Raw genomic sequence first — 11,619 nt, forward strand, 5'->3', positions numbered from 1 at the left:
CTGCATCACCGCTGCCCGTTCCGGCGCCGCAAAGGCTGAAGACAACGCCTAAGTTTTTCACTGACGCATAACGCATCGGCTGATAAGACCGCTCTCCGAACCTGGAAGCGGTCTTTGGTGTTTAATCGGGTCCATCTCGATGAAGATGACCGCCGCTCACGTGAAGGCCGATGTGGCCACCCTGGCAGATCCAGCGCGGGCAGAGTTTCTGCAACGCTTCTTCCGTACTGGAAAAGGCGAGTATGCGGAAGGCGACCTCCTGCTGGGTCTGAGGGTTCCGCAACAGCGCGTTCTTGCCAAGCGCTTTGCAGCACTTCCCCTGGCGGAAACAAAGAAGCTGCTACGGTCGAAGTTCCATGAACACCGTCTGATTGCCCTGTTGATCCTGTGCGCACAGTATGAGCGCGGAGATGCCGAGAAGCGAGAGGCACTGCACCGCCTGTATAGAGAGCACACGGCCTATGTGAACAACTGGGACCTGGTGGATACCTCGGCCCGCATCTTGGTGGGGGAGCATCTTCCTTCGGAAAACTGCCGCCTGCTGGATCGCCTTGCCGCGTCTGACCTGTTATGGGAACGGCGCATCGCCATGATTGCGACCCTTGCCTATATCCGCAAAGGTGAACTGGCGCCGACCTTCCGCATTGCACGCAAACTGCTGGGCGACCGGCATGACCTGATCCATAAGGCGGTGGGCTGGATGCTGCGCGAGGCGGGCAAGCAGTCTCCGGCTGAGCTGCTGGAGTTCCTGAAAGCAAACTACGCAAAGATGCCGCGGACAGCTTTACGCTACGCCATCGAACATTTTCCGGAGGCGCGGAGAAAACAGTTGCTCCGCGGAGAGTTCCGGTAAGGCACATCTATAATTGCCCTCCGGACCGGCAACGCACCGTGGACAGGGAACTACTTCCAGGCGGAGACGATGCGGCCGCCTTTGCCGCGCAGTTGCAGACCGTCGGTCCGGCCCGCGAGGTAGCGTTCGGTCAGGTCAGGGCCTCCCAGATCTTCCATGGTCGAAAATCCTGTCTCTGCAAGACGCTGCGCGAGGTCTTCCTTGCGGAAGAAGAGTTGGAAGGGTTCGCCGGCCTGGGCGACGCGGGCCGACATGGAGTCCAGCATCATCTGCTCCACGAAGGGCAGCACCTCACGCGGCTGGGAGTAATCAAAAACCACACCGGAACCGGCAGGCCGCTCCACGATGAAGCGCAGCGTCTGGCGAAAGGCCGCATCCGTAAGGTATGGAACCACCCCCAGCCAGGCGAAGAACGCAGGACGGTGGAAATCGAAGCCTGCCTCGGCGAGTCCGTCGGCCAGAGAGTGCTCTTCGAAGTCGACCGGAGCGTAATGGGTGTTCGCCGGAATATCGATGCCCGCTTCGGCCAGCAGACTGTGCTTCCAGAGCTGCGTCGCGGGAAAATCCACCTCAAAGACCTGAAGTCCCGGGAAAGGATTCCGATAGGCGAAGGTATCCAGCCCGGCACCCAGAAGGACGTACTGCGCAAGTCCGCGGGTGACGGCGGAAGCCAGAAGATCTTCCGCATAGCGACTTCGGACGACCATGAAAGCCCGGATGGCCGCCGAAAAGGGCTTCCGCAGGCTGTCCGGGGTGCGCTTGACCTCTTCGCGCTGCTCCGCCGGAAGGATGCGCTGAGCGATGGGATCGTCCAGCACCAAAGGACGGTCGAAGACCTGGTGGGCGGCGCGGCGCATCGCCACCCGCAGAGCAGTTCGTGATGGAGTTCCCTCAAGCATGCCAATCTGCATCCTACAAAGAATGAACGCGCACGCACGAATCGCACTCCTGCTCGGTGTGGCCATGGCCGCAGCCGGGTGCAATAGCCCGTCCTCGGCCAAGCCGGAGAATTTCCAGGCCGGTTTGAATAAATACTGGCCGGAGCACCGCCGCGACTGCCTGTTCCCCGCCGGCTGGCGCTTTCCTTACACCACCAGCGATCCGGCAGAACAGGCAAAGCTCGATGCCATGGTGAAGGTCCTGCTGCTGAAGCGCACCAAGGAACAGAAGCTGGCCTATTACGAGCCCACGGACTATGGAAAATCCGGCGCTCCCCGCTACTGCTATGGCTACCGCGAGGCGACCGAAATCCTGAGCAATACACCGCTGGCCGTGAAAGATGGCTTCCGGCAGACCACGGTCAACTATCGCTATGAGATGAAAGATGTGCCTACCTGGGCAAAGTCCGAAGATCTGAAGACAGCCTTCCCCCAACTGGCCAAGGATCTGAGCGGCCAGGCGACCGACACGACGCCCCTGGCTCAAACCAATGTTGGGTGGCAGGTTCCTGAGTAGCTAATAAAGACCACTTCTTCCATCTGGAAACGCCGGCCTCGTGCCGGCGTTTTGCGTTTAAGGCGCCAAAGTCGGCGAATTGCACAAATGGGGGTGCAATTGGGGTGACATTTGCCAGACAAGCAGATGTTACCTCAGTAACATGATTCCTTTAATACTTGTATATGTTATTGATTACATTGGACTTAGGGATGATCTCACGATACGCTCTCTTCATCTGGTGAGTCCAGTGAAAAATTTCCGCACCAATTGAGGCTTTCTACCCATGAAACTCGCGATCCGCACCTTTGCCATTGCCCTTGTTCTGACCGGAGCTGTTGCTTCCGCCCACACCAGGACCGAAGACCTGAAGCCCGCACGTTCGACCAGCATTGTGCCGATTCCCTCCTGCCCGCCGAACGCACCGAACGCCTGCGGACTGTAAAAAAAATCGCGCAAACCATTTTTGATTCAATAACTTTCATTTTTCGAAGGAGCTATCCATGAAGACCGCCATCCGCACCTTTGCCGTTGCCCTTGTTCTGACCGGAGCTGTTGCTTCCGCCCACACCAGGACCGAAGACCTGAAGCCCGCACGTTCGACCAGCATTGTGCCGATTCCCTCCTGCCCGCCGAACGACCCTAATGCCTGCGGCCTCGATACGTCCGTCATCTAGTCATTTATTTTCAAGCATTTCCATTTGCTTCCAGGAGAAATAGAACCATGAAGACCGCCATTCGCACCTTCGCTGTAGCCCTTGTCCTGACCGGAGCTGTTGCTTCCGCCCACACCAGAACCGAAGACCTGAAGCCCGCCCGCACGACCAGCATCATACCGATTCCTTCCTGCCCTCCCAACGCACCGAACGCTTGCGGCCTTTAGACCACCTGACCCATTTTTGTTCAAAGCAAAGGACTTAGAGATTTCCTGAAAGAGAGTACACATCGATGAAGACCGCTATCCGCACATTTGCCATTGCTCTTGCCCTGACCGGAGCTGTTGCTTCCGCCCACACCAGAACTGAAGACGTGAAGCCCGCCCGCACGACCAGCATTGTGCCGATTCCTTCCTGCCCGCCGAACGCACCAAACGCCTGCGGCCTGTAGTACACAAGAAGTTGCAGGAAATCTCATTGAACAGGCTCTTGTAGCTGGGATACAGTTAAGTTCCCGAAAGCTGCAGGAGCCCTTTCTCATGAGTGCAAAATCGGTAATTGAGCTGCTGGAATACGTTGATCCGATTCTTTGCCTGGTCACCATCCTGGCCCTGATCCGAGCCAAGCAGGTTCGTGCCTACTTCAACCTGTTGCTCCTGCTCAGCACCAAGGTGCTTGCAGACGGCATCGCTCTGGTTCTTCTGAACCTGCATGGCGTCGACAAGCATGTCATCTATCGCATCTACTTCTATACCTACTGGACGGCGTACGCACTTGAAGCGATTCTGTCCATCCTGGTGATCTATTCGATCTTCAAGCTTGCGATGGAACCGTTGAAGGGTCTGCAGTCCCTGGGCCTGCTGGTCTTCCGCTGGGCTGCTGCCATTTCGGTCGCGGTGGCTGTGGGCATGGCCTTTGGCCCGAACATGAGCAGCACGACCTTCATCATCAGCGCCACCAATCATCTGCAGCGCACCCAGAGCATTCTGACCCTGTGCCTGCTTTTGTTTGTCTGCTTTGCCATCCGGCCGATGGGACTTTCTCATCGCAGCCGCATCTTCGGTGTGAGCCTTGGCTTGGGCATGCTCTCTACGGTGGAACTGGTTAACGCTGCGTGGCTGACCAACACCACCAACATGTTTTCAGCCTTCAGCGTGATCCGCGGGGTTGCAATCAGCCTGGCATTCGCGACGTGGGCTGCTTATTTCTTCATTCCCGAGCCGCAGCGCCGCATGATCGTACTGCCAACCACCTCTCCGTTCCTGAAGTGGAACCAGGTATCGCTGGCTCTTGGCCATGATCCTGGCTTCGTTGTGGTGGGCAGCAATTCGCCCGACCTGTTTGCTCCGGCCGAATTGGAGATCATCCGCCGCTCGGCCGAAAAGTCGGCTCCACTGGCCATCGCCAACTAACCCTTTTCTGCAGATTGGTCGAAAGGGCCGCGTTCAGCGGCCCTTTTGCTTGACCACACACTGCAATAGCCCCAGAATTAAGCATTAAGGAACCCCTCATCATGACCGCCTATCTGGTACTTTTCGCCGCAGTGTTCAGCCGCCTGCTGCCGCACCTTACACATTCGTCCGGCATCGGCTTTACCGCCGTGGGTGGTGGTCTGCTTTACTTTGGTGCCAGGCGCAGCCGCTGGCATGCCGTAGTCGCCGCTCTGGCCCTGATGGCGACCGACTACTACCTGACGGTGTACGCCTACGGCTACCCGTTCCACGCGACCCACTACCTGCCGACCTGGGCCTGGTATGCGGGTGTCTGCCTGATGGCCAATGCCACGCTTGCGAAGAAGCAGAGCTTCCTGCGCGTGACCGGAGCTGTACTGGCCTCGGCCACCAGCTTCTTTGTGATCTCGAACTTCTTCGTATGGGCGTGGTCGCACCTGTATGCCAAGACGGTTGGCGGTCTGATGGCCTGCTATGTGGCGGGAATCCCCTTTTATCGCAATGACCTGATCGCCACGGGCATGATTGCCGGCGTCCTGTTCGGTTTGCCCGTGCTGGTCCGCCAGATGACCGCCGCGCACGAAGCCGCCAACGACAGCCGCATGGCTCATTAGTTTCTTGCGCAATGCTGTAGAAAAAGCCTCGCCGTGGCGAGGCTTTTTCACGTCTGCAAACGGCTACGCTACATCCACGCGGTCGCCATGGCTTGGCGGCTGGCTGGTCATCAGGAAGCGTACATCCTTGCCGCTGCGATTGATGGCCTGGTGGTTCTGCCCGGGGTGGATCTCAATCCCCTCGCCGGCGCGGAGGGTGAAGTCGTGATGCTCCACCTCCATGGTCAGTTCTCCCTCCAGCACATAGGCGAACTGGCGCGCGCGGTTGTGATGGTGGCGCACCTCGCTGGTGCCGGGCGGCATGCGCTCTTCAATAATGTTCAGGCCTTCCTGCTGGACGAGATACCACCCGTCGCATTCCTTGCCCCATACGTAGTGCTCAGCGTTCTGGCGACTGATGACCTTTGCCGGGTCGGTTCCGAAATCATTCATAGAGTGTTGAGTGTGCCTTGCGCGCGATCCACACGCAAGCGAAGAAAAGGAGAAATATAATCAGATTCTGCGTATGGCTGAAGTGCCACAAGCCGGAGAGTTTCAGATGCCGCAGGACAAGTTTGTCTTCCTGCACATCGACCTGAACTCTTTCTTCGCATCCGTGGAACAGCAGCTTCACCCGGAGTATCGCAACCGGCCACTTGCCGTGGTCCCCACGAAATCCGACACGACCGCCTGCATTGCCGCCAGTTATGAGGCCAAGGCCCTGGGCATCAAGACCGGAACACTGGTGGGCGAGGCCAAGAGAGTCTGCCCGGAGATCATCCTGATTCACGGCAACCACGCCGAGTATGCGAAGTACTCGCACGCGATTGCGGATGCGGTGGAACTGGTGTGCCCCGTGGCGCATACGCCGTCTATCGACGAGATGGTGTGCCAGTTGATGGGCCGCGAGCAGCAGCCGGAGAACGCGCGCCGCATTGCCTATGACGTGAAGCAGTCCATCTACACGCATGTGGGCGAGGCGCTGCGCTGCTCCATTGGCATGGCGCCGAACCGTTACCTGGCGAAGATTGCCAGCGATATGCAGAAGCCCGACGGGCTGATCGGGCTGCTGCCGTCGCAGTTGCCGCGGGCCATTGCGCATCTTGCGCTGCGCGACCTACCCGGCGTGGGTGCACGTACGGAGGCACGGCTGAACGCACAGGGTATCCACACCATGCCGCAGTTGCTGGCTCTGGATCGCCATGGCATGCACCGGCTGTGGGACTCGGTATGGGGCGACCGCATCTACCACTGGCTGCACGGACATATTACCGGCGACGACGGCGCTCCCATTCCCCAGGAGATGCAGAAGTCGCTGGGCCACTCGCATGTGCTGGCGCCGGAGCATCGCACGTTGGAGGGATCGTGGGCAGTGGCGCACAAGCTGCTGCACAAGGCCGCCATGCGGTTGCGCATGGAGAAGTTTTACGCGGGGTCGATGACGCTGCATATCCGCTATGCGCTCAACCGCGAGCAGGCGGACCGTATGCGGGCCAAGCAGCACTTCTCTGGCCTGAAGCATACGGGCTGGGGTATGGAAGCGCGCTTTCCTGAAGCGCAGGACACGCTGACGCTGCTGGAGGTTCTGCAGAAGCTATGGCAGAAACGGCCACAAGGGCCGGACTTCGAGAAGCCATTCTTTGTGGGCGTGACGCTGGGCCGCCTGCTGCAGGAGGCCAGTTATAACCCGGGGCTTTTTGCCGCGCAGGACCGGCGCTCGCAACTCTCCTCTGCCATTGACCAACTGAACCTGAAGCATGGGCATACGACGGTGCATCTGGCCGGCATGATGTCCGCCAAAGAATCGGCTCCGACACGCATCGCGTTTACGCAGATTCCGGTGCAGTATGGCAGCGAGTGGATGTGAGAGGCCTATTCGTGCCAAGGTAGAAGCATGTTCCGGCTTCGCCTGCTTGCTCTTCTCCTCGTTGTGACCACGGCGCTTGGCGCGCAGACCATCACCTGGCAGCCGCGGCAGGTGCAGCAGGCCTCGCCCATACTGTTCACGCTCACGCTGGATAAGCCTGCAACGCGCATCAACGCCACGTGGCTGGACAAGAGTGTTGCCTTCTTTTCATCGGAGGACAGACGCACCTGGTACGCCCTTGCGGGACCGGATGTGGAACAACAGCCCGGTGAGTACACGATCACGCTGGATGGCACGTACGCGGGCGGAGCGCCGCTGCACGCTTCGCAGAACGTGCAGGTGACGGAGGGCAACTTCCACTCCAGCACGCTGAAAGTGGCGGGCAAGTTCATCGCTCCCAGCGCGGCGCAGCAGCGACAGATTGAGCTGGACACCAAGGCCAAGCAACGCGCCTGGGCAAGCTCCGCCACGCAGCCGCTCTGGTCGGGCGATTTCATTCTTCCGGTCGAGACAGAGATGTTTTCGAACTACGGCGACAACCGCATTTTCAATGGGAAGAAGGTCAGCATTCATCGGGGCACGGACTTTCGGGCGCATATGGGCACGCCGGTGCGCTCCGTGAACTCCGGCCGCGTGCTGCTGGCGCAGAAGCTGTTTCTCGAGGGTAACTGCGTGATTGTCGATCACGGCAACCAGCTCTTCACGATCTATATGCACTTCTCTGCATTTCGCGTGAAGGCCGGCGACAGGGTAAAGAAGGGACAGGTGCTTGGGCTCTCCGGAGCCACCGGCCGTGTGACCGGGCCGCATCTGCATCTCTCAGTGAAGTGGGAAGGCGAGAGCCTGAACCCCGCGGCGTTGCTGGCGATGAAGCTTCCGGAAACTACGCGGTAACTTTATTTCCTGTTCTCTCGACCGAAGCGAAGTGAAGAGAACCGCATTCGCATTCTCATCGATCGAAGATGCACGGTTCTCCACTTCGCAGGACGGCCAACGCCGTCCTGCTCCGGTCGAAGGGGCAAACTTCTTTTCTACCTTGTTGCGGCGTTCTGTTGCTTCAGCCAGGTATACAGAGGAGCGAAGTAATCGGCCATGGCCTGCGCATCCAGGTGATCGCTGCCGGTCATCTCTTTCAGCGTCTGCTGCCAGGGTTGCGATTGTCCGGCTTCGAGCATCCTGGCCAGCTTTGCTCCTGCTTCCTTTGATCCGTAGAAACTGCAGCGGTTCAGCGGGCCCTTGTAACCCGAAGCATCGCACATCGCCTTGTAGAACTGGAACTGGTAGATACGCGCCAGATAGTAGCGTGCGTATGGCACGTTGGCGGGAACGTGCATCTTCGCACCGGCGTCGAAGTCGGCCTCGGTGCGGTCAACCGGTGGAGCAAGCTTCTGGTACTTCCCGCGCAGCTCCCACCAGGCCTTGTTGTAATCGGCGGGCTTGATCTCTCCGGAGAAGACGCCCCAGCGCCACTTGTCGAGCGCGAGAGCAAAGGGCAGGAAGGCGATCTTGTCGAGCGCCGTGCGAAGCTGCAACGGGATGTCGGCTTCAGCGGGCGGCTCACTTTCGGTAAGACCAAGCTGCTTCAGATAGGCAGGCGTGATGGAAAGCGCGATGGAGTCGCCGATCGCCTCATGGAAGCCATCGTTCGCTCCGTTGCGGAAGAGATAGGGCTGCTTGTTATAGGCGCGCTGGTAGAAGTTGTGGCCGAGCTCGTGGTGCACCGTGGTGAAGTAATCGTCATTCACTTCAATGCACATCTTCACGCGAAGATCGTCAACCGAATCAAGGTCCCACGCGGAGGCGTGGCAGACCACATCGCGGTCGCGCGGGTGGGCAAACTGCGAGCGATCCCAGAAGGTTGCAGGCAAAGGAGCGAAGCCGAGCGAGGTGAAGAAGCTCTCGCCATACTTCACCATGTCCTTGCCCGCGGCCAGCTTCGCCGCCTGGCCTGCATCGTTCGTCAGGTCGCCATAGCCGAAGGCAAGTGCCGCAGCTGGGTCTTTTGCCGCGATCTGCTTCTTCAACGCCTCTTCCAGGTTGACGGGTTTGAACTGCGAGAGCTTCGGATCAGTGGGTGCGACGAGGTCATAGATATTGCCCCATTCCTGTGCCCACATATTACCCAGCAGGTGCGCGGGAATTCTGCCGTCGGCGCGCTCGGCGGCCTTGCCGTATTTTGCAATCAGACGCGTACGGACATACTTGAACAGCTCATCGTAGAGCGGCTGCAGCTGTATCCATGCGCGGTCCAGCTCGGCGGAGAACTCGGCCGGCGTCATGTCATAGCCTGCACGCCACAACTCCCCGGTGTCCTTGTAGCCGAGGTCCTTTGCGCCGATGTTCTGCAGCTCGATCAGGCGCGTGTACTTCTGCCGCATGGGCGCACCGACCGAGTGCCAGCCCACCCACACCTTCTTCAACTCTTCGGGATCATGCGACTTGGACATGATCTCTGACAGCGGATCGATGCCAAGGCACTTCTGCGGTTCCATGCAGAACTTTCCCTTGCCATACATTCCGGTCAACTGCGCAGCGAGCTGCGCCTGTTCCGCCAGAAGCTTCGGATCCTTGGGAGCAGCCGGGGCGTTGATCTGCAACAGCATCATCTGGCGGCGCAGGTCTGCCGGCAGCTTCACCTTGTCGAATTTGTGGCTCTCGGCAACCAGCTCCAGCGTGCGCGTGTTGGTTCGCTCGTTCTGCAACGCGGTCACGGCTTCGCTGTCTTCGTTGATATACGTTTCGGCCAGCCATTCGGCGTGCGCGCCATCGACTCCGAGCTTGAGCAGTTCGGCATTCGCCTTGTCCAGAAAGGCTTTGGCATCAGCAGCCGTCGGCGCTTTCTGCGCCCACATCGGAGCACAGCCAAGTACAAAAAGAGAGCTGAGGAGGAGTTTCCGCATGCGCTGAAGTATAGAGCAGTTTTTAGTTGCGTGGTGTGCGTTGCGTGTCTGCAAGATCACTCCCCGCTAAGATCAATGTATGTCCATCTACCGCGGCCGCATCGCTCCAACCCCCACGGGCTACATGCACCTGGGACATGCGCGCACTTTCCGGGTGGCGCAGAAGAGAGCACAAGATGGCGTGCTGGTGCTGCGCAACGAAGACCTGGACCGGCATCGCTGCAAGCCGGAGTTTACGCAGGCGATGCTGGAAGACCTGCGATGGATTGGCCTCGCTTGGCAGGAGGGGCCCGACGTCGGTGGCCCATTTGCACCGTACACGCAGAGCGAACGCCTGCCGCTGTACGAAACAGCGCTGCGCAGGTTGTTATCCATGGGGCTTGCATACGCGTGCACCTGCAGCCGCAAAGACCTGATGCGGATTGCCGCACCACACGCCGAGGATGACGATGAACCGGTGTATGACAACCACTGCCGCCCTGCTCCGGGTGCAGTGACTGAATTTGCGGAGAACGTGAACTACCGCTTCCGTGTGCCCGATGGCGAGGTAATCCGCTTTGCCGATGGCAATCTCGGCGAACAACTCTTTACCGCCGGACAGGACTTTGGCGACTTCCTCGTCTGGCGTAAGGACGGATTGCCGAGCTATCAACTCGCCTGCACGGTGGATGATGCCGCGATGCAGATTACAGAAGTTGTACGCGGCCGCGATCTGCTGAAGTCCACGGCACGGCAGATGCTGTTGCAAAACGCATTGGGTTATCCCACGCCGGCATACTTTCATACGGAACTGATGCTGGATGAGGACGGTCAGCGTTTAGCAAAGCGGCATGATGCCTTGTCGTTGCGCATGTTGCGCGCAGGTGGAATTACGCCGGCTGAAATCCTTACAGGATTTCAGCAATAACACCTCAGCAGATTGCTACGGCTAGAATGTTTCCACATCAAAACCCAAAGGGACGCAGAATGACAAAGACCTTGTCTCGCATCACCGTTCTTGCTGTACTGCAATGCCTCGCCCTTACTGCCACCGCACAACAGGCCGACCCAAAAGCTATCCAGAAAGCCATCAGCACGCTGCGTCAGCAGCCGGATGACAAACGTGGCGCCGTGACGCGCGATCTTGCGCTGCAGGTTCGCACGTTGCCTGCCGGCCTGGAGAAGCTGAAGCTTGCCGATACACTTTCTCACCTGGTGACGGAAGGAGATCCCGGCAAGGAAGCGTTGCAGGCTGTTACTACCACGCTTGCCGAAGCGCTCAACGAAAATCCCCTGCCCGCGAAAGACGGTAAGCCTGCAAACCCCTACTTCGATGTAGCCCGCCTGGTGCGCTATGAAGGCACAACGGCCGAGGTCAGCGACCCGCAGTTTGCCACCGCACTGCAGACCATGAAAGACAACGATGCCGAAGCGGAGAAGATTGATTTCACCCTTGGCGGCTTCAACCTGAAAGATCTGGGTGGCAAGAAGGTCACGCTGTCGCAGCTTCGCGGCAAGATTATTCTGCTGAACTTCTGGGCGACGTGGTGCCCGCCCTGCCGCAAGGAGATGCCCGACCTGCAGGCCATTTATGACCACTTCAAATCGCAGGGTCTTGTCATTCTTTCGGTCAGCGATGAAGACAGCATGAAGGTAGCGCAGTATATCGGCGGAGCAGGATTCAGCTACCCCATTCTGCTGGACCCCGGGCATAAGGTTGCCACGCAGTATTCCGTCAATGGAATTCCGCAGACCTTCGTCTTCAACCGTGAAGGCAAGCTGGTAGCGCGCGCTACGGATATGCGAACGCAGCGGCAGTTTCTGACCATGCTTGCTGCTGCCGGCCTGAAGCCACAATGAATTGCAGGTGAGAAACCAGAAGAGGC

General features: G+C 58.9%; 15 protein-coding genes. 12 read left to right on the forward strand and 3 right to left on the reverse strand.

Features of this window, described 5'->3' with window-relative positions; translation table 11 throughout:
* The first annotated feature begins 145 nt into the window (after positions 1-145).
* On the forward strand, positions 146-853 hold the full coding sequence (locus OHL13_RS12545; RefSeq protein ID WP_263410465.1) for a DNA alkylation repair protein: 708 nt from the start codon (positions 146-148) through the stop codon (positions 851-853).
* 50 nt (positions 854-903) lie between these two features.
* Here the strand turns inward: OHL13_RS12545 and OHL13_RS12550 are convergent, their stop codons facing one another.
* A complete protein-coding gene (locus OHL13_RS12550; protein WP_263410466.1) occupies positions 904-1,752 on the reverse strand; it encodes a class I SAM-dependent methyltransferase in 849 nt (282 codons plus the stop codon).
* Positions 1,753-1,774: 22 nt separating this feature from the next.
* Between OHL13_RS12550 and OHL13_RS12555 the strand changes: the two genes are divergently transcribed.
* From OHL13_RS12555 to OHL13_RS12585, 7 genes are all read left to right on the forward strand, one after another.
* The gene (locus OHL13_RS12555) at positions 1,775-2,308 is read left to right on the forward strand and encodes a hypothetical protein (RefSeq protein WP_263410467.1); all 534 of its coding nucleotides are present in this window, start codon (positions 1,775-1,777) and stop codon (positions 2,306-2,308) included.
* Between the two features lie 265 nt (positions 2,309-2,573).
* On the forward strand, positions 2,574-2,732 hold the full coding sequence (locus OHL13_RS12560; protein ID WP_263410468.1) for a hypothetical protein: 159 nt from the start codon (positions 2,574-2,576) through the stop codon (positions 2,730-2,732).
* A 58-nt stretch (positions 2,733-2,790) separates the two neighbouring features.
* Complete coding sequence (locus tag OHL13_RS12565; RefSeq protein WP_263410469.1) at positions 2,791-2,964, forward strand: hypothetical protein; 174 nt, start codon at positions 2,791-2,793, stop codon at positions 2,962-2,964.
* 47 nt (positions 2,965-3,011) lie between these two features.
* Positions 3,012-3,170 carry a hypothetical protein gene (locus OHL13_RS12570; protein ID WP_263410470.1) on the forward strand — a complete coding sequence of 53 codons (159 nt, stop codon included), beginning with the start codon at positions 3,012-3,014 and terminating at the stop codon, positions 3,168-3,170.
* 65 nt (positions 3,171-3,235) lie between these two features.
* A complete protein-coding gene (locus OHL13_RS12575; RefSeq protein ID WP_263410471.1) occupies positions 3,236-3,394 on the forward strand; it encodes a hypothetical protein in 159 nt (52 codons plus the stop codon).
* Between the two features lie 88 nt (positions 3,395-3,482).
* On the forward strand, positions 3,483-4,355 hold the full coding sequence (locus OHL13_RS12580) for a hypothetical protein (protein ID WP_263410472.1): 873 nt from the start codon (positions 3,483-3,485) through the stop codon (positions 4,353-4,355).
* A gap of 101 nt (positions 4,356-4,456) precedes the next feature.
* Entirely contained in the window at positions 4,457-5,008 is a 552-nt protein-coding gene (locus OHL13_RS12585; RefSeq protein ID WP_263410473.1) for a DUF6580 family putative transport protein, read from the forward strand.
* A gap of 63 nt (positions 5,009-5,071) precedes the next feature.
* On the opposite strand, the gene OHL13_RS12590 is transcribed toward OHL13_RS12585, so the two are convergent.
* Positions 5,072-5,440, reverse strand: a complete 369-nt coding sequence (locus tag OHL13_RS12590; protein ID WP_263410474.1) for a cupin domain-containing protein — start codon at positions 5,438-5,440, stop codon at positions 5,072-5,074.
* A gap of 73 nt (positions 5,441-5,513) precedes the next feature.
* Here OHL13_RS12590 and OHL13_RS12595 point away from each other — a divergent pair, with 73 nt between their 5' ends.
* Positions 5,514-6,854, forward strand: a complete 1,341-nt coding sequence (locus OHL13_RS12595; RefSeq protein ID WP_263410475.1) for a DNA polymerase Y family protein — start codon at positions 5,514-5,516, stop codon at positions 6,852-6,854.
* Between the two features lie 27 nt (positions 6,855-6,881).
* A complete protein-coding gene (locus tag OHL13_RS12600) occupies positions 6,882-7,748 on the forward strand; it encodes a M23 family metallopeptidase (protein WP_263410476.1) in 867 nt (288 codons plus the stop codon).
* Positions 7,749-7,885: 137 nt separating this feature from the next.
* On the opposite strand, the gene OHL13_RS12605 is transcribed toward OHL13_RS12600, so the two are convergent.
* Positions 7,886-9,706, reverse strand: coding sequence for a M2 family metallopeptidase (locus OHL13_RS12605; protein WP_263410477.1), 1,821 nt, complete (start codon positions 9,704-9,706; stop codon positions 7,886-7,888).
* Between the two features lie 127 nt (positions 9,707-9,833).
* On the opposite strand from OHL13_RS12605, the gene gluQRS reads away from it, so the two are divergent.
* Together gluQRS and OHL13_RS12615 are read left to right on the forward strand one after the other, a co-directional pair.
* Positions 9,834-10,661: a tRNA glutamyl-Q(34) synthetase GluQRS gene (gene gluQRS, locus OHL13_RS12610; protein WP_263410478.1), complete on the forward strand. Its 828-nt coding sequence runs from the start codon at positions 9,834-9,836 to the stop codon at positions 10,659-10,661.
* Positions 10,662-10,720: 59 nt separating this feature from the next.
* Positions 10,721-11,593 (forward strand): TlpA disulfide reductase family protein, encoded by an 873-nt coding sequence (locus OHL13_RS12615; protein WP_263410479.1) that lies wholly within the window; start codon positions 10,721-10,723, stop codon positions 11,591-11,593.
* The last annotated feature ends 26 nt before the right edge of the window (positions 11,594-11,619 follow it).

The sequence above is a fragment of the Terriglobus tenax genome (genome assembly GCF_025685395.1).
Lineage (GTDB): Bacteria > Acidobacteriota > Terriglobia > Terriglobales > Acidobacteriaceae > Terriglobus > Terriglobus tenax.

Excerpts from the sequence above, each read along its gene's own strand:
- OHL13_RS12545 (WP_263410465.1), top strand. The coding sequence starts at position 146 with ATGACCGCCGCTCACGTGAAGGCCGATGTGGCCACCCTGGCAGATCCA.
- OHL13_RS12550 (WP_263410466.1), bottom strand. The coding sequence starts at position 1,752 with ATGCTTGAGGGAACTCCATCACGAACTGCTCTGCGGGTGGCGATGCGC.
- OHL13_RS12555 (WP_263410467.1), top strand. The coding sequence starts at position 1,775 with ATGAACGCGCACGCACGAATCGCACTCCTGCTCGGTGTGGCCATGGCC.
- OHL13_RS12560 (WP_263410468.1), top strand. The coding sequence starts at position 2,574 with ATGAAACTCGCGATCCGCACCTTTGCCATTGCCCTTGTTCTGACCGGA.
- OHL13_RS12565 (WP_263410469.1), top strand. The coding sequence starts at position 2,791 with ATGAAGACCGCCATCCGCACCTTTGCCGTTGCCCTTGTTCTGACCGGA.
- OHL13_RS12570 (WP_263410470.1), top strand. The coding sequence starts at position 3,012 with ATGAAGACCGCCATTCGCACCTTCGCTGTAGCCCTTGTCCTGACCGGA.
- OHL13_RS12575 (WP_263410471.1), top strand. The coding sequence starts at position 3,236 with ATGAAGACCGCTATCCGCACATTTGCCATTGCTCTTGCCCTGACCGGA.
- OHL13_RS12580 (WP_263410472.1), top strand. The coding sequence starts at position 3,483 with ATGAGTGCAAAATCGGTAATTGAGCTGCTGGAATACGTTGATCCGATT.
- OHL13_RS12585 (WP_263410473.1), top strand. The coding sequence starts at position 4,457 with ATGACCGCCTATCTGGTACTTTTCGCCGCAGTGTTCAGCCGCCTGCTG.
- OHL13_RS12590 (WP_263410474.1), bottom strand. The coding sequence starts at position 5,440 with ATGAATGATTTCGGAACCGACCCGGCAAAGGTCATCAGTCGCCAGAAC.
- OHL13_RS12595 (WP_263410475.1), top strand. The coding sequence starts at position 5,514 with ATGGCTGAAGTGCCACAAGCCGGAGAGTTTCAGATGCCGCAGGACAAG.
- OHL13_RS12600 (WP_263410476.1), top strand. The coding sequence starts at position 6,882 with ATGTTCCGGCTTCGCCTGCTTGCTCTTCTCCTCGTTGTGACCACGGCG.
- OHL13_RS12605 (WP_263410477.1), bottom strand. The coding sequence starts at position 9,706 with ATGTGGGCGCAGAAAGCGCCGACGGCTGCTGATGCCAAAGCCTTTCTG.
- gluQRS (WP_263410478.1), top strand. The coding sequence starts at position 9,834 with ATGTCCATCTACCGCGGCCGCATCGCTCCAACCCCCACGGGCTACATG.
- OHL13_RS12615 (WP_263410479.1), top strand. The coding sequence starts at position 10,721 with ATGACAAAGACCTTGTCTCGCATCACCGTTCTTGCTGTACTGCAATGC.